Source organism: Streptosporangium sp. NPDC048047 (assembly GCF_040653115.1).
Lineage (GTDB): Bacteria > Actinomycetota > Actinomycetes > Streptosporangiales > Streptosporangiaceae > Streptosporangium.
In genome coordinates this window covers 225,729-248,140 of the sequence record NZ_JBEZNH010000004.1, presented here as the reverse complement: position 1 = coordinate 248,140, position 22,412 = coordinate 225,729, and the positions used below count along the sequence as shown (strand labels likewise).

General features: G+C 73.5%; 20 protein-coding genes. 7 read left to right on the top strand and 13 right to left on the bottom strand.

All coding sequences use genetic code 11. From position 1 onward, the window contains the following. Window positions 1-382: 382 nt before the first annotated feature. From cobA to AB0D67_RS05660, 8 genes are all read right to left on the bottom strand, one after another. Window positions 383-1,615, bottom strand: coding sequence for a uroporphyrinogen-III C-methyltransferase (gene cobA / locus AB0D67_RS05695; RefSeq protein ID WP_362930292.1), 1,233 nt, complete (start codon window positions 1,613-1,615; stop codon window positions 383-385). Window positions 1,616-2,006: 391 nt separating this feature from the next. Then, window positions 2,007-3,212, bottom strand: a complete 1,206-nt coding sequence (locus AB0D67_RS05690; protein WP_362930290.1) for a nicotinate-nucleotide--dimethylbenzimidazole phosphoribosyltransferase — start codon at window positions 3,210-3,212, stop codon at window positions 2,007-2,009. 5 nt (window positions 3,213-3,217) lie between these two features. After that, window positions 3,218-3,931: a YdcF family protein gene (locus tag AB0D67_RS05685; RefSeq protein WP_362930288.1), complete on the bottom strand. Its 714-nt coding sequence runs from the start codon at window positions 3,929-3,931 to the stop codon at window positions 3,218-3,220. Between the two features lie 84 nt (window positions 3,932-4,015). Then, window positions 4,016-4,843 (bottom strand): sirohydrochlorin chelatase, encoded by an 828-nt coding sequence (locus AB0D67_RS05680; protein WP_362930286.1) that lies wholly within the window; start codon window positions 4,841-4,843, stop codon window positions 4,016-4,018. Window positions 4,844-5,209: 366 nt separating this feature from the next. Beyond that, window positions 5,210-5,815, bottom strand: a complete 606-nt coding sequence (locus AB0D67_RS05675; protein WP_362930284.1) for an LUD domain-containing protein — start codon at window positions 5,813-5,815, stop codon at window positions 5,210-5,212. After that, window positions 5,812-7,224 carry a lactate utilization protein B gene (locus tag AB0D67_RS05670; RefSeq protein WP_362930282.1) on the bottom strand — a complete coding sequence of 471 codons (1,413 nt, stop codon included), beginning with the start codon at window positions 7,222-7,224 and terminating at the stop codon, window positions 5,812-5,814. Before AB0D67_RS05670 ends, AB0D67_RS05675 begins: the two co-directional genes overlap by 4 nt. Next, the gene (locus AB0D67_RS05665; protein ID WP_362930280.1) at window positions 7,221-7,940 is read right to left on the bottom strand and encodes a (Fe-S)-binding protein; all 720 of its coding nucleotides are present in this window, start codon (window positions 7,938-7,940) and stop codon (window positions 7,221-7,223) included. The genes AB0D67_RS05670 and AB0D67_RS05665 overlap by 4 nt, the downstream gene beginning before the upstream one ends. 69 nt (window positions 7,941-8,009) lie before the next feature. Then, window positions 8,010-9,608, bottom strand: coding sequence for a sulfatase (locus AB0D67_RS05660; protein ID WP_362930278.1), 1,599 nt, complete (start codon window positions 9,606-9,608; stop codon window positions 8,010-8,012). A 106-nt stretch (window positions 9,609-9,714) separates the two neighbouring features. Here AB0D67_RS05660 and AB0D67_RS05655 point away from each other — a divergent pair, with 106 nt between their 5' ends. Continuing rightward, complete coding sequence (locus AB0D67_RS05655; protein WP_362930276.1) at window positions 9,715-10,734, top strand: LLM class F420-dependent oxidoreductase; 1,020 nt, start codon at window positions 9,715-9,717, stop codon at window positions 10,732-10,734. A gap of 33 nt (window positions 10,735-10,767) precedes the next feature. On the opposite strand, the gene AB0D67_RS05650 is transcribed toward AB0D67_RS05655, so the two are convergent. Both AB0D67_RS05650 and AB0D67_RS05645 read right to left on the bottom strand, forming a co-directional pair. Next, window positions 10,768-12,753, bottom strand: coding sequence for an ABC transporter permease (locus tag AB0D67_RS05650; RefSeq protein ID WP_362930332.1), 1,986 nt, complete (start codon window positions 12,751-12,753; stop codon window positions 10,768-10,770). A gap of 5 nt (window positions 12,754-12,758) precedes the next feature. Further along, the gene (locus AB0D67_RS05645) at window positions 12,759-13,451 is read right to left on the bottom strand and encodes an ABC transporter ATP-binding protein (RefSeq protein WP_362930274.1); all 693 of its coding nucleotides are present in this window, start codon (window positions 13,449-13,451) and stop codon (window positions 12,759-12,761) included. 234 nt (window positions 13,452-13,685) lie between these two features. Here AB0D67_RS05645 and AB0D67_RS05640 point away from each other — a divergent pair, with 234 nt between their 5' ends. Next, on the top strand, window positions 13,686-14,336 hold the full coding sequence (locus AB0D67_RS05640; protein ID WP_362930272.1) for a response regulator transcription factor: 651 nt from the start codon (window positions 13,686-13,688) through the stop codon (window positions 14,334-14,336). Window positions 14,337-14,611: 275 nt separating this feature from the next. Next, window positions 14,612-15,322, top strand: coding sequence for a DUF4328 domain-containing protein (locus AB0D67_RS05635; protein WP_362930270.1), 711 nt, complete (start codon window positions 14,612-14,614; stop codon window positions 15,320-15,322). On the opposite strand, the gene AB0D67_RS05630 is transcribed toward AB0D67_RS05635, so the two are convergent. Next, a complete protein-coding gene (locus AB0D67_RS05630; protein WP_362930268.1) occupies window positions 15,262-15,528 on the bottom strand; it encodes a DUF6504 family protein in 267 nt (88 codons plus the stop codon). The two genes, AB0D67_RS05635 and AB0D67_RS05630, sit on opposite strands and share 61 nt — an antisense overlap. A gap of 168 nt (window positions 15,529-15,696) precedes the next feature. Here AB0D67_RS05630 and AB0D67_RS05625 point away from each other — a divergent pair, with 168 nt between their 5' ends. Together AB0D67_RS05625 and AB0D67_RS05620 are read left to right on the top strand one after the other, a co-directional pair. Further along, complete coding sequence (locus AB0D67_RS05625; RefSeq protein WP_362930266.1) at window positions 15,697-17,598, top strand: serine/threonine-protein kinase; 1,902 nt, start codon at window positions 15,697-15,699, stop codon at window positions 17,596-17,598. Window positions 17,599-17,689: 91 nt separating this feature from the next. After that, window positions 17,690-18,649: a quinone oxidoreductase gene (locus AB0D67_RS05620; protein ID WP_362930264.1), complete on the top strand. Its 960-nt coding sequence runs from the start codon at window positions 17,690-17,692 to the stop codon at window positions 18,647-18,649. A 77-nt stretch (window positions 18,650-18,726) separates the two neighbouring features. Here AB0D67_RS05620 and AB0D67_RS05615 read toward each other — a convergent pair whose 3' ends face one another. Both AB0D67_RS05615 and AB0D67_RS05610 read right to left on the bottom strand, forming a co-directional pair. Further along, window positions 18,727-19,704 carry a PGDYG domain-containing protein gene (locus AB0D67_RS05615; RefSeq protein ID WP_362930262.1) on the bottom strand — a complete coding sequence of 326 codons (978 nt, stop codon included), beginning with the start codon at window positions 19,702-19,704 and terminating at the stop codon, window positions 18,727-18,729. Continuing rightward, window positions 19,701-20,129, bottom strand: a complete 429-nt coding sequence (locus AB0D67_RS05610; protein WP_362930260.1) for a hypothetical protein — start codon at window positions 20,127-20,129, stop codon at window positions 19,701-19,703. Before AB0D67_RS05610 ends, AB0D67_RS05615 begins: the two co-directional genes overlap by 4 nt. A gap of 286 nt (window positions 20,130-20,415) precedes the next feature. On the opposite strand from AB0D67_RS05610, the gene AB0D67_RS05605 reads away from it, so the two are divergent. Further along, complete coding sequence (locus AB0D67_RS05605) at window positions 20,416-21,249, top strand: patatin-like phospholipase family protein (protein WP_362930258.1); 834 nt, start codon at window positions 20,416-20,418, stop codon at window positions 21,247-21,249. A 107-nt stretch (window positions 21,250-21,356) separates the two neighbouring features. Then, on the top strand, window positions 21,357-22,391 hold the full coding sequence (locus AB0D67_RS05600) for a 1-acyl-sn-glycerol-3-phosphate acyltransferase (RefSeq protein WP_362930256.1): 1,035 nt from the start codon (window positions 21,357-21,359) through the stop codon (window positions 22,389-22,391). Window positions 22,392-22,412: the final 21 nt, after the last annotated feature.

Genomic DNA, 22,412 nt, shown 5'->3' with positions numbered 1-22,412 from the left:
GGAACATCGGGCCGCGCGGACGTTCCCCCCGGATGACGGGCAGGCTCCGCACCCGGCGGGGGCGGTCCCGCGGCTCCCTCGCGGGGCGCGGGCGCGTCGCCGGTCAGGGCCGCGATCCTCGCCTGGGCCGCCGCCGCGGCGGCACGGAAGGCGGCCATCGGATCATCGGCGGGCGGGGCGGTGGATCCGCCGGCGTCCCCAACGGCCGGGGGCCGGCCGGACGCGCGGGGGTCCTTGGCGGGGTCGATGGCTCCGAAGGCGAGGGTCTGCTCCCCGGGCGACTCGGCGTCGTCCGGAGCGGCGTCGCCGGAGGGCTCCCGTGAGGCGCGGGCGACTCGGCGATCACGCTCGTCCGGGTGGGGGGGCCTGTTGGCAGGCGACTTCACGGTACGCGCTCCGCTCGAACCATATCGACCTCCTGGCCGACCTTCACGACATCGCCGACGATCACGATCGCAGGTGGCCGGATCCCGGACGCGGTCACGCGCTCCGCCACGGTGGACAACGTCGCGTGGAGAGCCCGTTGGGTGGGAAGAGTACCGTCCTGTACCACCATCACGGGAGTTTCCGGCGAACGTCCCTCATGGATAAGAGTTTCGGCGATTATTCCGATTCGTTCGACGGCCATCATGAGTACCAGGGTTCCGTTGGAACCCGCCAGGTTCGGCCAGTCGACGGTCGATCGCGGATCGCCGGGCGGAACATGGACCGACACCACGTGGAACTCCTGGCTGACGCCGCGGTGCGTCACCGGGACACCCGCCGCGGCGGGCACCGCGACGGGGCTGGTGATGCCCGGGACGACGATGACCGGGATGCCTTCGCGGGCGCAGGCGAGCAGTTCCTCTCCGCCGCGCCCGAAGACGAATGGGTCGCCCCCTTTGAGGCGGACCACGAATCTGCCCTGCTTGGCGTGCTCGACCAGCAGTCCGTTGATCTCCTCCTGGAGCATGGACCGGCCGTAGGGGACCTTCGCGGCGTCGATCAGTTCGACGTCCGGGGGAAGCTCGTCGAGCAGGGCGCGCGGCGCGAGCCGGTCGGCGACGACCACGTCGGCCTGGGCGAGCAACTGCCGGCCGCGCACCGTGATCAGGCTCGGGTCACCGGGACCCCCGCCGACCAGCGCCACACCCACCGGTTTGGTACGGCCGCGCCGGGCGTCGATCGTGCCGTCGCGCAACGCCGTCACCACGGCGTCCCGGATCCCCGCCGCCCGGCGGGGGTCACCACCGGCGGTGACCGCCACGTCGATCTCGTCGACCCGTCCGCGGGCGGGGGTCCACGCCGCCGAGGCTTCTCTGTCGTCGGCGCGCACGCACCAGATCCGCTTGGCCTCGGCCTCGGCGGCCACCGCCGCGTTGACCGCCCGGTCGTCGGTGCACGCCTGCACCAGCCAGGCCCCGTCCAGGTCGCCCACCTCGTACGGCCTGGCCTCCCAGATCACGCGGCCGGCCGCGATGAGGTCGTCGAGGGCGTGGGTGACCTCCGGAGAGATGACGGTGACCAGCGCACCGGCATCGAGCAGCGCCGGGACCCGCCGCTGGGCGACGCGTCCACCGCCCACGACGAGCACCCGCCGTCCGGAGAGGCGCAAACCCAGCAGATAGGGCGACATGCGGCAGATCTCCTGTTCGCGGTCGATCGGTGGGCATGGAGCGTCAGGAGGCAAACCTACCGGCTTGTGACGTGTAGTTGACTGCCTCCGCCCCAACAGAGTTCCCAACAGGGTAAGGAACACATCCCCATCGCCCCCACGACTTCCCGCTCCCCCAGGAACCTCCGTTTCCCGTGATCTCCCCGGAACCTCCGCGTGGTCTCTCCGGAACCTTCGCACGGTCTCTCCGGGGTCTCAGGCGGTCTCCGGACGGCCTTCCGTGATCTCGCCCGGTCTCCCCCGGCCTTCCGGTCTCCTCTGGCCTCCCGGTCTCCCGACCTCTTCCAGGCTCACCGGGTCCTCCGGTGATCGGTACGGCGGGCCCCGCACCGATCACCGGACCGGGGAAGGCTCACGCCTCCTTGTCCGTGACCCCGGCCGAGTCGAAGGTCGCGACCTCGTGCATCACCCTGACGGCGGCGCAGACCAGCGGGTGGGCGAGCAGCCCGCCGGTCCCCTCCCCCAGTCGCATCTCCAACTCCACCAGGGGCCGCAGGCCCAGATGATCGAGGGCGACGGCGTGGCCCGGTTCGGCCGAGCGGTGTCCGGCGACACAGTGGTCCACCGAGCCGGGGGCCAGCGCGGCGGCCACGAGCGCGGCCGAGCCCGCGATGACGCCGTCGAGGATGACCGGCACCCGGGCGGCGGCCCCGCCCAGGATGAACCCGGCGATCGCCGCGTGCTCCAGCCCGCCGACCGCGGCCAGCGTCTCCAGCGCCGATCGCGCCGGCGCTTCGCCGGACGCGCCGCCCGAGCCCTCCCGGCCGTCCGAGCCCTCAGGACCGCCCCGACCGTCCGAGCTCCACGAACCCTCTGAGCGGCCCGAGCCCTCCGAAGCGTCCAGGGCGTCCGCGCTCTCCGCCGGGCCGGCGGCCAGGCCGTTGACCCGCAGCGCGCGCCGGATCACCGCGACCTTCCGTGCCAGCGTCTCGTCGTCGACGCCGGTCCCCCTGCCGGTCACGACGTTCGGGTCCCGGCCGGTGAAGGCACAGATCAACGCGGCCGAGGCCGTGGTGTTGGCGATGCCCATGTCCCCGGTGACCAGGCACCGGGCGCCGTGCTCGACGAGGTCTCGGGCCACGGTGATTCCAGCTTCCAGGGCGGCGACCGCCTGATCGGCGGTCATCGCCGGCCCCTGCGACATGTCGGCGGTGCCGTAGGCGACCTTGCTGACCGTCAGGCCCGGCTCCGGTTCGAGGTCGGCGGCGACGCCGACGTCCACGACCGTCACCGAGGCGCCGACCTGGGCCGCGAAGGCGTTGGCCACCGCGCCGCCCGCGAGGAAGTTGCCGACCATCTGGGCGGTGACCTCCCGCGGCCATGGGCTCACCCCCTGGGCGTGGACGCCGTGGTCGGCGGCGAAGATGGCCAGCGCCGCCGGGAACGGCATCGGCGGCGGGTTGACCGCGGCGGCTCCGGCCAGCCGTACCGCCACCTCCTCCAGGGCGCCCAGGGCTCCGCGGGGTTTGGTCAGGTTGTCCTGGTGGGCCCTGGCCGCGGCCAGTGCGGCGGGGTCGGCGGGCCTGATCGCGGCGATGGTCTGCTCAAGGAGGGTCATGCCGTTCAGTTTCCGCGAAAACCCGGCGTTCCGCGAAACCCTGGCGTTCCGCGGAACCCTGGCGTTCCGTGGCGTGAACGCCCCGAACCCCTCCTGGGCGGCGCGACGGTTTCAAGGCCCCGCAGCGAGACCTTCCGTTCGCCGGCCTTGATACCCCGGAGCGTCCAGAGCCCGTACAGGGCCAGCAGCGGTTTGACGACCGTCCACTCGCCGGGGCGGTAGTCGTCCGCGCGTACGAGCCTCCTGGCCAGATCAGGACGCTGCCGCCGCAGGTACGCGCGGGCCTTGAGCGCGTGAGCCGGCTGGGAGACGATCTTGATGCGGTCGGCGCCCTCAAGCAGTGGGATCACGTTCGTGATGTTCTCCCACGTCGTGGCGCTTTGCTCCTCAAGGAGCAGTGTGCCGTCGAACCCGAGCACCGACTTCGCGTAGTCGGCCATCAGCCGGGCCTCCGGGACGGCACCGCCGACGGCGCCGCCGCTGAAGATCACGCGAGTGTCGCGTGCGCGGTCGGCGGAGACGGAACGGATGCCGGCACGGACCCGCCAGCGGTTGACGAGGTTCACCGTCGCCTGGGGGTTCCGATAGCCCAGCACGACCACGGCCTCGGAGTCGCCCTCGCCGTCTCCCACGAGGGCCCGGGACCAGCGCCGGTTCAGCCACTCGCCCCAGACCAGGATCGCAGCGCCGGCCATCGCCGGCCCCGTCCTTCGTCGCATGCGGCAACCCTAGGACACCCCCGGTGCCGGGCGGTGAGGACACACGCCGCGCCGGATCCCCCGCCTTCCAGGCGGGAGGAGACGTCAGTAGATGACGCCGCCGAGCGCCTCCTCGTAGCGGTCGACGACCACGTCGGCCAGGCCCTCGCAGTCGCCGATGACGTCGGCGCACCGGACGTCGAGGTCGGGGTGGCCCGCGGCGTACGCCATGGCCTGGGCCCAGACACGGTCGAGCACCCCGCCGCCGAACAGCAGGTAGGGGACGACGATAACGCGCTTGGCCCCGAGCCGGCGGCAGCGCTCGATGCCGCCGGGGACACCGGGCGGGGTGAGGGAGACGAACGCCGTCTCCACGGTCATGTACTCGTGGGCGTGCGTCTCCCAGAACAGGCGGGAGACCCGGTGGACGTCGGCGTTGGCGGCGGGGCTGGTGGAGCCGTCGCCGACCAGGACCACGGCGGTCTCGCCGATCTCGATGCGTTCGGGCTCGTCGTCGAACGGACCGGCGGCCGCGGGGACCAGGCGGAGGCTGGCGACCTCTGCGGCGGCGTCGGCCAGGCGCTCGGCCAGCAGCGTCAGCACGCGGGGGTCGGGGCCGAGCGGGCGGCCGTAGTCGCAGGAGAGCGTCGGATGGCGCTTCTGTTCCAGGGCCATCACGGAGAGGAGGTCGGCGTCGGCGCGCATGTCCTCGATGAGGCTCAGCGGCAGCGCCACCATCCGGTGATGTCCCCGGGCGACCAGCGAGGCGATCGAGTCGCTGAGGCGGGGCCTGGCCATGCTGGTGTATCCACCGGAGACGTCGGCCGCCGTCCGGTCCAGACGGCAGCGGAGCCGGTGGACGAACCTGCCGAATTCCGCGGAACCCGCATCATCGTGCGAGCCCTGCCCGACGAGCAGCAGCGGCGGTTTCATCAAGGAGGGGCTCCAATGACCTTGACCTGGCAGTACGCGGTGGATCTCGACCCGGGGACACTCGGTCGCGAGTGGCGAGGATATCCGATGGCGCGGCGGCGTGAGCAGGTAACGGACTGTCCAAAAGCGGCACGGCGCCTCTTCGCCCCTCCCGGCGACGATCCGGGCCGATCCCTCCGGACCGGGGCCGACCAGGCAGGACGTCCGGGATTCCATGGACCGGAACGGCCGGCCGGGCCGCACGCCGCCTCACCGTGACACCCCGGCGCGACGCCTCACCGCAACGCCTCACCGCGACGCCTCACCCGACGCCGGGCCGTACCGTCGCCGCGCCGGAACGGGACAGGACAGGACAGGACGGGACGGTCAGCGGATGACGATCACTTCCAGCACGCGCGGGCCGTGCACGCCCTCGACCCGGTTCAGCTCGATGTCGCTGGTCGCCGAGGGGCCGCTGATCCACGTCAGAGGCCGGGCCGGATCGAGCCGCCCGACGGCGTCGGGCACGTCGGCCACGATCTGATCGGCCCGCACCACGCACAGGTGGTAGTCCGGGACCAGGGTCAGCGCCCGCCGTCCCTGCCCGGGGCCGGCGTCCAGCACGATCGTGCCGGTCTCGGCGATCGCCACCGCGCATCCGGTGATCACACCGTCCACTGCGTCCAGTTCGGCGGCGCTCAGCGGCGGATCGTCGGCGACCGGCTCGGGGGGCGTCCACTCCGGGGGCAGGCCCGCGGGGACGACCATCCGGGCGGCGCCGCGTCCGGCCAGCGCCGCGGTGATCGTCGCGGTCGTCTCCTCCTCGGCCACCACGTGCACGGCGGCGCGGTAGTCGGCCACCCGCTCGGCGAACAGCTCCACCGCGCCGGGCAGGTCGCGTGTCCCGCGGTAGGCGCGGGTGATCTCCACGTCGGGCGCCCCGGCCACGGCCGCGCGGATCCTGGCCAGGATCAGCTCCCTGCTCCCGCTCATCGGGTGCCTCCGTCCGTACGGTTCCACCAGTCGCGGAAGGACTCGGCGGGGATGTCGGGAAGGTCGCGGGTGTCGGTCCAGGCGGCCATCGGACCGGGCAGCCGTCCGGGGACGAAACGGCGCAGCCGCCCGGCGAGCCGCTGGGCCCCCGCCAGACGCGCCGGGCGGTCGAACACCCATCCGGCGGCGCGCATGCCGAGACGTTCGGCGCGCGGGTGGCGGGCCCTTCCCCGCAGGTGGACCAGGACCTCGGGGATGTCGATCGCCACCGGGCAGGCGTCGAAGCAGGCGCCGCACAGGCTGGAGGCGTACGGCAGCGAGGCGTCGAGTTCGGAGGTCATACCGCGCATCTGCGGGGTGAGGATCGCGCCGATCGGGCCCGGGTAGACCGAGCCGTAGGCGTGGCCGCCGGCGCGCTCGTAGACGGGGCAGACGTTCAGGCAGGCCGAGCAGCGGATGCAGCGCAGCGCCTGCCGCCCCACCTCGTCGGCGAGGACCCGGGTGCGGCCGTTGTCCAGCAGGACCAGGTGGAACTCCTGCCCCTCGACGGCGCCGGTCCAGGTGGAGGTGTAGGGGTTCATCCGCTCGCCGGTGGAGCTGCGGGGCAACAGCTGGAGGAAGACCTCCAGGTCGCGCCAGGTCGGCAGGAGCTTCTCGATGCCGACCACGCTGATCAGCGTCTCGGGCAGGGTCAGGCACATCCGGCCGTTGCCCTCGGACTCCAGGACCACCAGCGTGCCGGTCTCGGCGATCATGAAGTTGGCGCCGGAGATCGCGACCTTGGTGGACAGGAAGCGCTCCCGCAGGTGGAGGCGGGCCGCCTCGGCCAGGGCGCGGGGGTCGTCGGTCAGCCCGCCGGGCGCCGGGCGGCCCCAGTCCGCCATCTTCGCGCGGAAGATCTCGCGGATCTCCGAGCGGTTGCGGTGGATGGCGGGGACCAGGATGTGCGAGGGCCGATCGTCGCCGAGCTGCACGATCAGCTCGGCGAGGTCGGTCTCGTAGGCGGTGATGCCCGCGCGGCCGAGCGCCTCGTTGAGCCCGATCTCCTGGGTGGCCATCGACTTGACCTTGACGACGCTGGTCTCGCCGGTCGCCCTGACCAGGCCGGTGACGATCCGGTTGGCCTCGGCGGCGTCGGCCGCCCAGTGGACGTGGCCGCCGGCCGCGGTGACGGCCTCCTCCAGCCGCAGGAGGTGACGGTCCAGGTTGCGCAGCGTGTGGTCCTTGATCTCCCGGCCCGCGGCGCGCAGCTCCGCCCAGTCGGGAAGCTCGGCGACGACGGAGGCCCGCCGGCCGCGGATCGTGCGCGTGGCCTTGCGGAGGTTGAACCTGAGCTGGGAGTCCTGTACGGCGGAGGCCGCGTTGCGCGGGAACGCGGGCATGCCGAGGAACGCGGCGTTCCCGTTCATCGGCCGCCCTCCGCGGGGTTCTCCACGGCGGCGAGGATCTCGGCGAGGTGCATGGTCCGCACCCCGGTGCGCTGCCGCCGCAGGGCGCCGCCGATGTGCATCAGGCAGGAGTTGTCGGCGGCGCAGACCACCTCCGCGCCGGTGTCCATGACGTTGCGCACCTTGTCGGCGCACATCGCCGCGGAGACCGCCGGGTTCTTCACCGCGAAGGTCCCGCCGAAGCCGCAGCACTCCTCGGCCTCGGGCAGCGGGACCAGCTCCAGGCCCCGCACCCGCTCCAGCAGGCGGAGCGGCCGGTCGCCCAGGCGCAGGCCGCGCAGCGAGTGGCAGGTCGGGTGGTAGGTCACCCGGTGCGGGAAGTACGCCCCGACGTCCTCGACGCCGAGGACGTCGAGGAGGAACTCCGACAGCTCGTGGACCTCCGGCCCGTCCGGGGCGGCGCGGACCAGTTTCGGGTACTGCTCCCGGACCATCGCGGCGCACGAGCCCGACGGCACCACGACCGCGTCGTAACCGGCGAAGACGTCCGCGAAGTGCCGCGCCAGCCGCCTGCCCTCCGCGAGGTAGCCGGTGTTGACGTGCATCTGGCCGCAGCACGTCTGCGCCACGGGGAAGTCCACGTCGCATCCCAGGCGGTGCAGCAGGGCCACGGTCGCCTGCCCGGTGCCGGGGAACAGCGTGTCGTTCACGCAGGTGACGAAAAGGGCGACGCGCAAGGCACTCCTTCCCGAGTGTGACGGGACACATTACCTGTCCGGCTTCCGCAGCCTCGGGAAGGGTGCGGGTCAGGGCCGCAGGGCCGCTCCCGGCGTGTCCCCTGAGGTTCCGGAGGTCACGGAGACCGGGACCGGGACGACCCCGGACGACGGGCCGGGGACCCCCAGGGAGACGGGCCCGAGTGAGGACGCCGGGGACGGGACGGTGCCGGTGATCGAAGGCGGCTTGACGGAGTCCGCCACCCGGCACGACGCGCCCGAGCACGTCGCCAGCGCGTCGAGCTGCCGGTCGAACGCGGAGATCACCGACGGCGGCACCCCGGCCGCGAGGTTGTGGAGCTGGTAGGGGTCGGTGACGAGGTCGTAGAGCTGGTACTCCCCGGTCGCGTAGCGGACGAAGGTGTAGCGGGCGGTCCGCATCCCCCGGTATTCCGGGACCGGCGTCTGGCGGGCCGAGCTCAGGTTGAACGGGCGGTTGAACTCCAGCAGCACGTTCTGCCGCCAGGACGGGGGCGTGCGGCCGCGCAGCAGCGGCACCAGGGACCGGCCCTCGGCGAAGGAGGGCAGCCGTGCCCCGCCAAGGTCGGCGAAGGTCGGGGCGAGATCGACGTTGGCGCCCATCTCCTCGACGACGCCGCCGGGTTGCACGCCCGGCCCGCGGACCACGAGCGGGACCCTGATCGCCTCGTCGAACGGGGTGGTCTTGCCGTGCTGGAGCCGGTGCTGGCCCAGATGGAACCCGTTATCGGAGCCGAAGAAGATGTAGGTGTCGTCCAGTTTCCCGGCGGCCCTGAGGGTCTCGACCAGGGCGCCGACCATGTCGTCCACGCCCAGCATGGCGCGGAGCCTCCGGCGGTAGCGCTCGTCGATCCGCTGGGTGGCGAGCGCGCCGAACCGCGGACGCATCCGCATCCAGAGGGGCTCGGCGGAGACGTCCTCCTGGTTGAACGACGGCGTCCGCGGCGCCGTCGCGTAGGGGAACGCCGCGGCGTGCCGGGGCGCGCAGTTGGCCGGGTTGTGCGGGGCGATGGGCGCGAGGTAGAGGAAGAAGGGCTGGTCGCCCGGCTGGGAGACGAACGTCTGGGCCTTCTCGCTCAGCACGTCGCCGAGGTAGTCCTCGGGCAGCGAGCCGTACGACCGTACGGTGCCGTTCTCGTTGAGCGCGTAGTCGTACTCCTTGTAGAGGTTGCGCACGGGGACGTCCCATTCGTCCCAGCCGGGCGGCACGTGGTCCGGTGGGGCGATTCCGCCGGGGTAGTGGTTGAGGTATTTGCCCATCAGCCCGGTGCGGTACCCGGCGTCCTGCATCCAGGTCCCGATAGTGGAACGTTCCAGACCTGAGGTGAAGAACTTCTCGAAACCCCCTTCGGGACCGGTGTTGGTCAGCACGCCGTGGCTGTGGACGTACTGGGAGCGCAGGATCGACGAGCGGGAGGGGCAGCACCAGGAGTTCGACACGAAGAAGCGCTCGAAGCCGGTCCCGGCGAGGACGAGCTGGTTCCAGATGTTCGGGAAGAGGTGGAGGTTCCCGGCCTCCAGGTCGTCGGTGAGGATGAACACGATGTTCGGCCGCCGGACGGCCTGCGCCGCCGTGGGGGCCAGTCCGGACGCCGCCGCGAGGACGGACAGCAACGTCAGGCACAGGAGCTTGCGGGCGGTGTTCAGCACAAACTCACGTTTCCCACCTGCCACGACGCCGACACCTCCCCCTCGACCACCACCACTGGAACGTGTTCTCATCGGGTAGGCGCACGACTTCTCGCGGGAGGCCCCCATGACCGCCGATCTGCGGCTCGGACTGAACCTCGGCTACTGGCAGCGCGAACCCTCCGACGCCACGCCGCTCGTCCAGGCCGCCGAGCGGCTGGGCTACGACTCCGTGTGGACCGCCGAGGCGTACGGCAGCGACGCCTTCACTCCTCTGGCCTGGTACGGCGCCCGTACGTCCCGGATCAGGCTGGGCACCTCGGTGGTCCAGCTCTCGGCCCGGACCCCGGCGGCGACCGCGATGACCGCGATGACGCTGGACCACCTGACCGGCGGGCGGCTGCTGCTCGGGATCGGCGCCTCCGGCCCGCAGGTGGTCGAGGGCTGGTACGGCGTGCCGTTCCCCCGGCCGCTGGCCCGCACCCGCGAGTACGTCGAGATCATGCGGAAGGTCTGGCGGCGCGAGGAGCCGGTGACGCACGACGGCGAGCACTACCCGCTCCCCTACCCGGGCGGCGCCGGACTCGGCAAGCCGCTGAAGCTGATCACCCGTCCGCTGCGCCCCGACATCCCCGTCTACCTGGGCGCCGAGGGCCCCCGGAACGTCGCGCTCGCCGCGGAGATCTCCGACGGCTGGCTGCCGCTGTTCACGCTCCCGGAGCGGATCGGCGAGATGTACGGCCCGTCGCTCGCCGGGGCGGCTCCGGACTTCGACATCGCGGCGATGGTCATGACGCTGCTCACCGACGACGTCCGGGGCGCCCTGGACACGGTGAAGGCGATGCTGACCCTCTACATCGGCGGCATGGGGGCCAAGGGCCGCAACTTCCACTCCGACATCGTCGCCAGGATGGGGTACGGCGAGGCGGCCGAGCGGATCCAGGCGCTCTACCTGGCCGGGCGCAGGCAGGAGGCGTTCGCGGCGGTCCCGGACGAGCTGGCCGACGGCATCTCCCTGGTCGGCCCGGCCGGGCGGATCCGCGAGCGCCTCGCCGTATGGCGGGCGAGCCCGGTCACCAGCCTGCTGGTGATGGGCCCGCGCGACGAGGACGCCCTGCGGACGATCCGCGACCTGGTCCTGGGCTGACGTCCCGCGCCGATGTCCCGGCCCGGCGCGGGGTCAGTCCGGCCGCGGCGCGGGATCGGCGGTGACCGACCGCAGCAGCGGAGCGCTGGCCGCCCCCGCCCCCGCCACCCCGGCGAAGCCGAGGACCACGCAGGTCAGCAGGACCATCAGCCCGCTCGTGTTCATCGCGGCGTACACGAACGGCAGGGCGCAGAGCATGCCCGCCGCGATGGTGCCGCCGCCCATGACCGTCAGCGGGATGAGCGTCTCGGACCGGCGGGCCGCGTTCAGCACCGAGAGCGGGGTGCCCGCCAGCCTGAGCAGCGCGTAGGTCTGCCGCCGGTCCAGGACCGAGGAGGCGGCGGTGATCCCGGCGCTGGCGATCGCCACCAGGAAGGACACCGCGAGCACGGCGACCACTCCGGTGCGGATGTCGCCGATCACCCGGTTGCTGGCCCGCTGGTCGTCGGCCGCCGTGGTGGCCACGCCGCCCGGCACCAGGCCGGACAGCGCGGTGCGGGCCCGGTCGAGCGTCGCGGCGTCGTGCGCGCGGGGCGTGACGGCGACGACCTTCAGTCTGCCTTCGCGGCCCTCGCCTCCGCCGGTCGTCCGCACCGCCGCCGGGACGCCGGCCGCCGACAGCCGCTCGCGGGCCTGGCCCGCGACCTCGGAGAGACGCGCGGGAGGCGCCGAGACGCGCAGGACGGCGGCGTCGGGAGAGCCGAGCAGGCCACTGTCCGGGACGAGCAGGCCGATGAACCCGGCGATGAATCCGATCATGGCGACGCCGCTCACCGTCCGCCAGGCGGACCTGGGGTCGTCGATCAGACGGCTGCCGGCCAGCAGCCGGGCCGGGCCGCGCGCGGTGCGCGCGACGATCCGGCCGATCCGGCCGACCACCCAGGGACCGGCGAGGTTGACGGCGCCGAAGGCCAGCCCCAGGGAGAGGGCGAAGATCCCCACGCCCGCCCCCATGCCGCCGACGACGGGCACCGTGGCGAGGGCCGCGAGCAGCGCGACGACCCGGACGAAGCGCATCGCCGGGGGCGTCTCCCGCCGCGCGACGCCCAGCGGGCTGACCACGACGCGGCGCAGCCCGGCCACCGCCGACAGGCCGACGAGCAGCGGCACGGCCGCCAGTACCCCCGCCACCGCCGGTGCGCCCGGCCACAGGTCGGCCAGGAACCAGGAGCCGCCGGCCACCTCGATCCCGGTGAGCAGCGGGGAGCAGGCCCCGTACAGGGCCAGGCCGAGCAGCGCGCCGCAGAACGCGGTGATCACCGCCTCCGCGACGGTCATCGTGACGACCTGCCCCGGGGTCGCGCCGACCAGCCGGAGCGCGGCCAGGCGCTGGTCGCGGCGGGCCACGGTGAGCCGGGCCGCGGCACCACCGAACACCAGCAGCGGCACGACCATCAGGACGCTGGCGATCACCCCGAGGATCTGGTAGCCGATCGCCTCGTCGGTGCGCTGCCCGGTGAAGGAGGAGATCCGTACCGGCCCGAGACCGCGGTCCCGGTCGTCGTGGCCCGGCGCCTTGGCGGTCATCTCCGGGGAGTCCGCCGACTGCCCGCGGACGACCAGGAGTTCGCCGGGGTGGACCAGCGTCCCCTCCTCGACGGTCCCGGCGCGCCGGCCCGGGAACCGGTCGGCGAGCTGGTCCGCGGAAAGACTCCCGGCGAGTTCGGCGAGCGCCGGGGAGAACCAGACCTCTCCGGGGGCGGGGAAGCGGGTCAGGCCGGGCGGAGCGGGCGCGTCCGGCTTCAGCGCCGTCAGGTTCACGACGGTGATCCGCCGGCCGCGCACGTGGTCGGTGCGCACCGACTCGGCCGCCACCGCCGTCGTCCCGTCCGCGGCGGCCACCGGGTTGCGCCACGCCTCCCGGTCGGCCCGGCCCTGGAAGGCGAAGTTGACGGCCACGGTGAACAGCAGGAGCGCGGTGCTGATCGCCACCGCCGCCGCGGTCAGCCCGGCGCCCAGCAGGCCGCGGCGGCCCCCGCCGCGCAGCAGCCGCCAGGCCAGTCCGACCAGGTTGCCCATCGCGCTCACCGGTCCCCCCCGGGCGGCACCGGAGCACCGGGCAGGACGCGGCCGTCGCGGACCTCGACCACGCGGTCGCACCAGCGGGCCACCTCGGGGTCGTGGGTGACGACCACCAGCGACGCCCCGTTGTGCTTGGTGGCCTCCACCAGCAGGCGCATCGTCTCCTGTCCCGTGACCTGGTCGAGCGCGCCGGTCGGCTCGTCGGCGAAGATCACCGCGGGCCGGGTGACGAGCGCCCTGGCGATCGCCACCCGCTGCGCCTGACCGCCGGAGAGCTCACCCGGGCGCCGTCCCTCCATCCCGGCCAGGCCGAGCGGGGCGAACCACTCGCGGGCCCGCCGTACGGCGTCGGCCCGGGAGACGTCGCCGAGCATGAGCGGCAGCGCCACGTTCTCGTCGGCGGGCAGTTCGGGCAGGAGCTGGCCGAACTGGAACACGAACCCGAACCGGGTGCGGCGCAGGGCGCTGCGCTCGCGCTCACCCAGCGCGTCGATCCGCCGGTCCAGCAGGCGCACCTCTCCCTCGTCCGGCTTCATGATCCCGGCCAGGCAGTGCAGCAGGGTCGACTTGCCCGACCCGCTCGGTCCCATGATCGCTACGGCCTCGCCGCCCCGGACGGCCAGCCCGACGCCGCCCAGCGCCACGGTCGGGCCGAACCGCTTGACCAGGCCGGCCCCTTCAAGCACAACATTCATGGCGACGACTCTTCCGCCCGCGGGCGCCGCGGCGGATCGGCCGGGAGTCCGATCCGGGCCCGCCGGCCTCGGCCGAAAGTCGGGGTCCGCGCCTCCCTGCGGCCGGCGGCGCGGATCCCGGGGAACAGGCGGCGCTGGTTCCGGGGCCGGCGTCCGGAGGCGTCCCGTGGCCGGTGTCCGGGGTGTTCCGATGCGAGGGTCCGAGCCCCCGGTACGGCTGGCAGAATCCATCGGGTGACGATTCGGGTGCTCATCGCTGACGATCAGGAACTGGTACGGACCGGGTTCAAGATGATCCTGGACGCCCAGCAGGACATGGAGGTCGTGGCGACCGTCGCGAACGGCGCCGAGGCGGTCGAGCACGCGCGCAGGCTGCGGCCCGACGTGTGCCTGCTCGACATCCGGATGCCCCTGCTGGACGGCCTGGAGGCCACCCGCGCCCTGGCCGGGCCCGGCGTCGCCGACCCGATGCGGGTGGTCATCGTCACGACGTTCGACCTGGACGAGTACGTCTACGGGGCGCTTCGGGCCGGGGCCACCGGGTTCCTCCTCAAGGACAGCGGGCCGACGCTGCTGATCGAGGCGATCCGGGCGGCGGCGGCCGGGGACGCCCTGGTGTCGCCGTCGGTCACCGTGCGGCTGCTGGCGCACCTGGCCCGGCCCAGGTCCGGCGGCGGCCGGCCGCCCGCCGAGCCGCTCACCGAGCGCGAGCTGGACGTCGTCCGCCTGGTGGCCAGGGGTCGGACCAACCAGGAGGTGGCCGCGGAGCTGTTCGTCTCGCTGTCGACGGTCAAGACGCACCTCGGCAGCATCCAGGCGAAGCTCGGGGCCAGGAACCGGGTGGAGACCGCGGCCTGGGCCTGGGAGTCGGGCGTGGTCGGCTGACGGCGGGGACGGGCGTCCCCTTCCGGCGGCGTCCCCTTCCGGCGGCGACTCGGCCGGAAGGGGACGCCGCCGGAGCGCGTCCCAGCCGGAGCGCGTCCCGGCGGTCGCGCGGGTCGCTCGGGGCGTCCCTCCCGGCGGCGGGCACGCCGTAGCGGGAGCGGATGAGCGGCGGGCGCCGCGGAACCGTTTCTGACCTGCGGTGGGCGCGGTTGACGAAGAGCCCTGCTGGATAGGAAAAGGGCAGACACTTCAGCGCATGCCGGGGGGAGATGACCATGCGCTCTGTCCCGCTGGCGCCGAGGAGGCCCGCCATGGTCGTCTACGTGCTCCTCGCCGCCCAGGTGCTCGCGGTCGCCTGCCTGACCGCGTTCGAGGAGACGCGCGGGCGATGGCTGGCCCGCCGGCTGGCGACACTCGGCGGCGACCACCACGCTCCCGCGGCGCAGGCCGTCGCCGGGGCCGCCAGCGCCTTCGCCCTGCTGCTGATCCTCGTGGTGGCGACCACGGTCGCGGCGGCCGTCGCCTACCTGTCGTGGCTGGTGCGGGCCCGGCAGAGCGTCGCCCCCTCCCGGTCTCCGGTCGCCCCGGTGCTGGCGGCGTGGTTCGTGCCGGTGGTCAACCTCGTCGCCCCGCCGCTGATGCTGCACCGCCTGTGGCGGGACTCACGTCCGGCGCCCGGCGGGGGCGGCCACTGGCCGGTGCTGCTCACCGCCTGGTGGCTGAGCTGGCTGGCCGTACTGGCCGTGGTCACCGTACGGCTGATCGGCGGGCGCGGGGACGGGGGCCTGACCGGGCTCGGCCCGGCCGAGCTGGCCGCGGTCGCCGCCTGCGCCGCGCTGTGCGCCGCGACCGTCCGGGAGGTCACCCGGGCGCAGGACCCGGACGCCCGCCGCCGCCTCGCGGGGACGCGGGCCGGGGCGGGGCGTCAGTCCCAGGCCCTGATCAGCAACCAGCCCTCGGCGGCGGTGTCGAAGCGGAGCTCGTAGGTGCCGAGCCGGTCACCGGGATCGGCCTCGACCCGCCAGAAACGGCGCTCCCCGGGGTCGCTGTCGGAGATCTTCCACCACTCCCGGGCGACGACCCAGTGGTCCAGCACCCTCTGCACGGTGTGGAGCCGGTCGCGCCAGACGAACCGGACCGGCAGCCCGTCGCGGGTCCACACGTCGATCGGGTCACCGTAAAGTCTGCTCAAGGCGATCTTCTCCCGCGGCCGTCGAACTGATCACCCGGGGGAAGACGGGCCTGGGCGTCGAACATACGTTCTTGTCCGGTGCGGTGCAAGCCGCAGGCCGTCACAACTGCCGATCATCGTGAAGATCTCGGTAGTGTGAGCCACCCAACGGATGGCATGCGGTTAGGTATGACGGTGAACAACCTCGAATCCGGCGACTCTCCACACATCGGCCGCTATCGCGTGCTCCGGCCGCTGGGCCGGGGCGGGATGGGCACGGTCTATCTCGGCGAGTCGCCCGAGGGACGGCAGGTCGCCATCAAGGTGATCAACCCGGAGTACACCCGTCACGAGCAGTTCAGGATGCGTTTCCGCAGGGAGGCCGAGGCCGCCCGGCGGGTCCGCCGGTTCTGCACCGCCGCCGTGATCGAGGCCGACCTGGACGGCGACCAGCTCTACGTCGTCACCGAGTACGTGGCCGGCCCGAATCTGGAGGAGGCCGTGCGGGCACAGGGGCCGCTGTTCGGCTCCAGCCTCGACGCGCTGGCGGTCGGCGTGGCGACCGCGCTCACCTCGATCCACGGCGCCGGGATCGTGCACCGCGACCTGAAGCCCTCCAACGTGCTGCTCTCCTCCCTCGGCCCCCGGGTGATCGACTTCGGCATCGCCCGGGCGCTGGACACCCTCAGTGGGATCACCGGGACGGGCGAGATCATCGGAACCCCCCGTTACATGGCGCCGGAGGTGCTGCGCGGCGAGCGCGTCTCCCCCGCCTGCGACGTGTTCTCCTGGGGATGTCTGATGGCCTTCGCCGCGAGCGGCCGGCCGCCGTTCGGCGGGGACTCGCTGCCCTCGGTGATGTACCAGGTGCTGAACACCGACCCCGCGCTGGAGGGCATGGAGCCCGCGCTGCGCGAGCTGGTGGCCCGCGCCCTGGTCAAGGACCCGGAGCGCCGGCCCACCGCCCAGCAGATCCTCGACCACCTCATCGGCCGTTCGGCCGAGCCGGAGCAGGCCGCCCGCTCGGTCCGGACGGTCTGGCAGCAGGACCCGCAGGTCACGGCGCCGGGCGCCCCACGGGAGCACGAGGGCTCGCCGCCCCTCCCGTGGAACGGCCCCGCTCCCGCGCAGACCGCGCGGTGGCCGGAGGGCACCGCTCCCCAGCCGACCGCACCGTGGTCTGGAGCCGCCGCCCCGCGGACCGCCCCCTGGCCCGGCGCCGCACCGAGCGCACCGGGCGGGCCGGGCGGGCCAGGCAGGCCGGGAGGGGCCTCGCCGACGGACCCGGCCGGCCCGCCCGCGGCGCGCGGCGGCCGGACGGGAGGGCGGCTCCGCCTGGCCGTCGCGGCGACGGCGGCCCTCGTCGTGGCCGGCGGGGCGGGCCTGTACCTCCTGCTGTCCCCGAGCGGCCCGCCGGACGACCTGCCCCTGCTCTACCAGGACGACTTCACCCAGAGCACCAACTGGGACAGCTCCGAATACGGCCCGCCCACGCAGAAGTGGGGCTACTCCCACGAGGGCTACATCGCCATCGACGTCGACGGAGAGGACGCCGGCCACCGGATGGACGCGCCCATACCGTTCGTGACCGCGCCACCGGCCACCCCCGCCCCCTCGGCGAGCCCCACGCCCGTCGTCCCGACGCGACTGCTCGTCGGCGTGGACGTCAGGATCCGCGGCGGCTCCGGGCCCGGCGACTACGGCGTGTTCTGCCGCGGCGACAAGGACAACGTCAACGCCACCCGGTACGAGTTCCTGCTCGACACCTCGGGCAAGGCCCGCATCCGCAAGACCATCGACAACGCCGGAGGAGAGCTCGCCGCGCCCGCCGAGGTGGACCTGCCGAAGGGCGAGGCCGCCCGCGTCCAGGCCGAGTGCGCCGACGAGGGCGAGAGCGGCGTGCGGCTGACCATGTGGGTCAACGGCAAGCGGGTGCAGACCGCCCGCGACGGCACCCCGCTGCCCAACGGCTCGGTCGGCGTGTTCGCCAGGGTCGCCGAGAAGGGCCGCGCCACGCTCAAGACGTCCTTCGACAACTTCACCCTGAACGGCCCGCTCCCGCCCAAGGGCTCCGCCGGGAAGGGCGGGTGACCCCGCCGGAGCGCTCCCGCAGGGAAGAGTGAGCGGCCCCGCGCGGTTGGGGACGAAAGGATCACACACCGAATCCGAGGAGTCGAGCGCGATGCATGCCATAGTCGTCCGTGCCACCGGCGGCCCCGAGGCCCTGACCTACACCGAGCACCCCGACCCCGTGCCGAACCCCGGGGAGGTGCTGGTCGACGTCACCGCCGCGGGCGTGAACTTCATCGACGTCTACCACCGCACGGGCCGCTATCCGCTCTCCCTTCCGTTCGTCATCGGAGGCGAGGGCGCGGGCACGGTCATCGCGGCGGGCGAGGACGTCGAGGGCGTCTCGGCCGGTGACACCGTGGCGTGGACCAACGTGATGGGAAGTTACGCCGAGAAGGTCGCGGTGCCGGTCTCCCGCCTGGTCCGGGTGCCGGAGGGGGTCTCCGCCGAGACCGCGGCGGCCGTCACCCTGCAGGGGCTGACCGCGCACTACCTGACCCACTCGGTCCACGAGGTCAAGCCCGGTGACGACGTTCTCGTGCACGCCGCGGCCGGGGGCGTGGGCCTGCTGCTCGTCCAGATCGCCAAGCTGCGCGGCGCCCGGGTGATCGGGACCGTCTCCACCGAGGAGAAGGAGAAGCTGGCCCGCCAGGCCGGCGCCGACGAGGTGCTCCGCTACGAGGGCTTCTCCGAGGCGGTCCGCGACCTGACCGGCTCCGGCGTGCACGTGGTCTACGACGGCGTCGGCGCGGCCACCTTCGACGGCAGCCTCGCCTCGCTGCGCCCGCGCGGCATGATGGCCCTGTACGGCCAGGCCAGCGGCCCGGTCCCGCCGATCGACCCGCAGGTCCTCGGGCAGCACGGGTCCCTCTTCCTGACCCGGCCCTCCCTCGCCCACTACGTCGCCACCCGCGAGGAGCTCGCCTGGCGGGCTTCCGACCTGTTCGGCTGGGTGGCCGAGGGCAGGCTGAAGGTGCACGTCTCCGGCCGCTACCCGCTCGCCGAGGCGGCCAGGGCCCACGAGGACCTGGAGGCCCGCCGCACCACCGGCAAGCTCCTGCTGCTGCCCTGAGCGCCGTTACACCGCCGTCGCGCGGGCCGCACGCGAGACGTCGTGCGGCCCGCACGACGGGGCGCCCCGGGATCGGGTCAGAGGAGAGGCATCGGCTCGTAGTCCGCGGCAAACTCCTTCGCGCCGATGAGATACCTGTCCGAGGTCAGGGCGCGGACATCCTTGGGATCGACGGCCATCGCGAACTGGACGTCGGGTCCGCCGCGCATGCGTTCGCCCCAGGGCGCGTCGATCGAGACGTGCCTTCCCGTCGGGTTCTGGAAGGCGCGGACCATCCCCTTGGCCCGTGCCTCGCCGCCGCCGATGTCGTCGTAGCGCTTGGCGTAGTTCTCTGGGGTGACGATGTACTCCTCCCCCCGGGGATTGGTGATGATCCGGTCACCGGCCGCGGCCCGGTTGACGGTCTCCTTCGTCCCGTCGGCGAGGACGGTGCTGACCTCCTCGCCCTCCCGCGCGTTCCGCACCCTCACGACGGCCTTCTTGCGGTAGACGGGCGCGTCGGCGAACCGGTGCGTCATGGCCTTTCCATTCATGTCGACGTATCGCCGGCCCGCGATTCGCTCCAGCAGGGAGCGGAAGAGCCGCTGGAAGGCTGCGCGGAGGTTCCGCAGGACCTTCCCGATCATCGCGAGCGCCCGGGCGAGGGTCGCGGGTAGCGACACCCCGGCGCCGAGGAGGAGCGCGGCCCCCACCGCGACGCCGACCGCCGCGGCGAACAACGCGATGGCCGTCCAGGTGGCGGTGCTGGCGATCTTGACGATCCGTAACGCGAGCGCGGTCGCGTGGCAGTCGGCGGCCATCCGCTCACCACCGCGGAGCGGTCCGTCGTCCGCGGTCAGTCGCGCCGCGCAGGCCGAGACGGCGGGCCCCTCGTTGCGGGACGTCATGCGCCACAGGACCTGCTCGGCGTCGGTGGTGAGTGTGCGCAGCCGCGCGACGGCCCGGTCCCAACTGTCGATGTGCTCGTCGAAGGCCGCAGGGAACGGCGGGGGCGGGCTGATCCCGAGGAGACCGAAGCCGAACTGGACCGCCGGTGCGGCGAGCAGGGCCGTCATACGGCGAACCCCTTCCCGGCGGCGCCGCCCCCGGTCTCCGCGCCTCGCTGACGGACCGCCCCCGTCTCCGCGCCGACCGGGCGGGCCGTCGCGGCGTCCGCCCCGATCCGGTGGACCGCCGCGATCCCGGCGCCCTCCGCCGCGGCGTAGTTGACGGCCATGGTGACCTGGCCCTCTCCCGCGACGCCGATGTCGCGCCCCAGCGCCGCACCACGGTCCAGCAGGCCGTTCATCACCTCGGCGTACAGCGACGCCACCACCGTCGTCTCACCCGGCCACGGAAAGCTCGACCCGTGGAGGTGGTTGCGGAGCTCCGTCATGTAGTCCCCGAAGTCGGCCCCCAAATCCTCGAACCGGGTGCCCGAGGTGTGCTGATCGGTGGCACTGACCCGTATCCGGTTCCTGTCACCCGTCTCCATACGCAACCGCCTCTCCATCTGATCGATCCCGAAAGTCGATCTCTGCCGTCGGGGCGGATCGTAACAGCGCCCGACCCGGCGGCGCCCCCCTTCCGAACACGGGCGAAGCCCTCTGCGAGGGCAGGCTTTCCGAGCGGGCGCGTGGAGTCCGCGCACCTCCGGTTCCGCCGTGCGACACCGGACCCGGCCTCCTCGGTGGGCGCCGTGACGCCCACCTCATCGGGAGGGTCGCCGCATTCGACGATCATCGGCGGAGAGTGCCCATCCCGGTTCCCGGTCTATGGTGAGGAACATGAACGTGGACACGGCCTTCGTGCTGGGTGGCGGGGGCGTGCTCGGCGCGCATGAGGTCGGCATGCTGCGGGCCCTGGACGAGGCGGGCGTCAAACCCGACGTGGTCGTCGGCACCTCCGTCGGCGCGCTGAACGGCGTCGTGCTCGCCGCCGACCCCGCCGCGGCCGTCTCCCGGCTGACCTCCCTGTGGGAGACGGAGGCGGTCCGCACCGCCTTCGGCGGGTCGTGGATGACCCGGCTTTCCACCCTCGCCAGGAGCGGCACCCACCTGCACTCCGCCGCGCCGCTGCGCGGCATGCTGGCCGGGATGCTCCCGGTGACCCGCATCGAGGACCTGGCCGTGCCGTTCCAGTGCGTGGCCGCCTGCGTCGAGCGGGCCACCGCCCACTGGTTCACCGAGGGGCCGGTCGTCGAGGCGGTCCTGGCCTCCTGCGCCGTCCCGGGGCTGCTGCCGCCGGTCCGCATCGGCGACGACCACTTCCTCGACGGGGGGCTGGTCCACAGCATCCCGGTGGGCCGCGCCGTCGCCCTCGGCGCGCGCCGCGTCTACGTCCTGCACGTCGGCCGGATCGAGCGGCCCCTGGCCCCCCCGCGCCGGCCGTGGGAGGTCGGCCTGACCGCCTTCGAGATCGCCCGGCGGCACCGTTTCACCGAGGAGATGGCCGCGCTGCCCACCGGCGTGGAGGTGCACGTCATGCCCGCCGGCGCCGAGGCCAGGCCCGGTGTGGACCTCTCCCAGCTCCGCTACCGCGATTCATCGCGTATATCTGGGTACATCGAGCGTGCGTACCGGGCGTCGTCGGAGTATCTCGCCCGTCGGTCGCCCGCCTGAGCCGCGCGCCCGCCCGAGCCGGGGCGGTGCCGCCGGCCGTACGGCGCGGCGGCCCCGGAAGACGCGGGCCGGTGCCGTACGGCGAGCCGCGAAGGAAGGAGGGACCGGTGCTCCCTCCCCGCATCGTCCGCCGCCTGGTCCTCGCGCCCCTGGTGGTGGTGCTCGCCGTGGCCGCGCTGGTCACGCTCCCGATCTGGTTGCTGGTGGTCGCCGCGGCCTCGCTGCGCCTGCCGCCCCCGCAGCGGCGGGGCACCCGCCTGGTGTGGTTCGCGGTGGCGTGGCTGACGCTGGAGACGATGGCGCTGCTGGCCTGCTTCGGCATCTGGGTGGTCTCCGGGTTCGGCGGACGGCTCAGCCGCGACGAGTACGAGGACCGCCACTACGCCCTGATCAAATGGTTCCTGGGGCAGGTGTACGGCGCGGCCGAACGGATCTTCCGCCTGCGCGTCCTCATGGAGGCCCCCTCACCCACTCCGGACGAGCTGTCCCGGCGGCTGACCCGCCCGGTCATCGTGCTCGCCCGCCACGCGGGCCCCGGCGACTCGGTCCTGCTGGTGCACCACCTGCTCAGCGTGTACGGCCGGCGCCCCAGGATCGTGATGAAGGCGGCCCTGCGGCTCGACCCCTCCCTGGACGTGCTGATCGGCCGGGTGCCCAGCGCCTTCGTCCCCCGGGGCGCCGGAGCGGGCGGCGTCGTCGCCGAGATCCGCAGGCTGGCCGCCGGCATGGACCCGGACGACGCTCTGTTGATCTTCCCGGAGGGCGGGAACTTCACCCCCAGGCGGCAGGCGAGGGCCATCCGGCGCCTGGAGAACAAGGGGCTGGCCGAGGAGGCCGCCCGCGCCCGCCGCCTGGAACACGTACTCCCCCCGCACCCCGGCGGGGCCTTCGCCGCCATCGACGCCTGTCCCTCCGCCGACGTGGTGTTCGTCGCCCACACCGGCCTGGACGACCTGGTCACCCTCCACGACCTCTGGGCCAAGCTGCCCACGCACGCGGAGGTGCGGGCGACGTGGTGGCGGGTCGACGCGGAGGACGTCCCCCGGGACCGCGAGGAGCAGGTCCGCTGGCTTTACGACAACTGGGCGCGGATCGACGCCTGGATCGACGTGAACCACCGGACTCCGGCGGCCGGGGCGTGAGGGCGGTCCGGGCCAGTCCGG

What these genes read in the sequence shown, in the direction of transcription:
- AB0D67_RS05615 (WP_362930262.1), bottom strand. Translation starts at nt 19,704, where the DNA reads ATGACGGCCCTGCTCGCCGCACCGGCGGTCCAGTTCGGCTTCGGTCTC.
- AB0D67_RS05670 (WP_362930282.1), bottom strand. Translation starts at nt 7,224, where the DNA reads ATGAACGGGAACGCCGCGTTCCTCGGCATGCCCGCGTTCCCGCGCAAC.
- AB0D67_RS05650 (WP_362930332.1), bottom strand. Translation starts at nt 12,753, where the DNA reads ATGGGCAACCTGGTCGGACTGGCCTGGCGGCTGCTGCGCGGCGGGGGC.
- AB0D67_RS05675 (WP_362930284.1), bottom strand. Translation starts at nt 5,815, where the DNA reads ATGAGCGGGAGCAGGGAGCTGATCCTGGCCAGGATCCGCGCGGCCGTG.
- AB0D67_RS05620 (WP_362930264.1), top strand. Translation starts at nt 17,690, where the DNA reads ATGCATGCCATAGTCGTCCGTGCCACCGGCGGCCCCGAGGCCCTGACC.
- AB0D67_RS05645 (WP_362930274.1), bottom strand. Translation starts at nt 13,451, where the DNA reads ATGAATGTTGTGCTTGAAGGGGCCGGCCTGGTCAAGCGGTTCGGCCCG.
- AB0D67_RS05635 (WP_362930270.1), top strand. Translation starts at nt 14,612, where the DNA reads ATGCGCTCTGTCCCGCTGGCGCCGAGGAGGCCCGCCATGGTCGTCTAC.
- AB0D67_RS05685 (WP_362930288.1), bottom strand. Translation starts at nt 3,931, where the DNA reads ATGCGACGAAGGACGGGGCCGGCGATGGCCGGCGCTGCGATCCTGGTC.
- AB0D67_RS05625 (WP_362930266.1), top strand. Translation starts at nt 15,697, where the DNA reads ATGACGGTGAACAACCTCGAATCCGGCGACTCTCCACACATCGGCCGC.
- cobA (WP_362930292.1), bottom strand. Translation starts at nt 1,615, where the DNA reads ATGTCGCCCTATCTGCTGGGTTTGCGCCTCTCCGGACGGCGGGTGCTC.
- AB0D67_RS05655 (WP_362930276.1), top strand. Translation starts at nt 9,715, where the DNA reads ATGACCGCCGATCTGCGGCTCGGACTGAACCTCGGCTACTGGCAGCGC.
- AB0D67_RS05605 (WP_362930258.1), top strand. Translation starts at nt 20,416, where the DNA reads ATGAACGTGGACACGGCCTTCGTGCTGGGTGGCGGGGGCGTGCTCGGC.
- AB0D67_RS05680 (WP_362930286.1), bottom strand. Translation starts at nt 4,843, where the DNA reads ATGAAACCGCCGCTGCTGCTCGTCGGGCAGGGCTCGCACGATGATGCG.
- AB0D67_RS05690 (WP_362930290.1), bottom strand. Translation starts at nt 3,212, where the DNA reads ATGACCCTCCTTGAGCAGACCATCGCCGCGATCAGGCCCGCCGACCCC.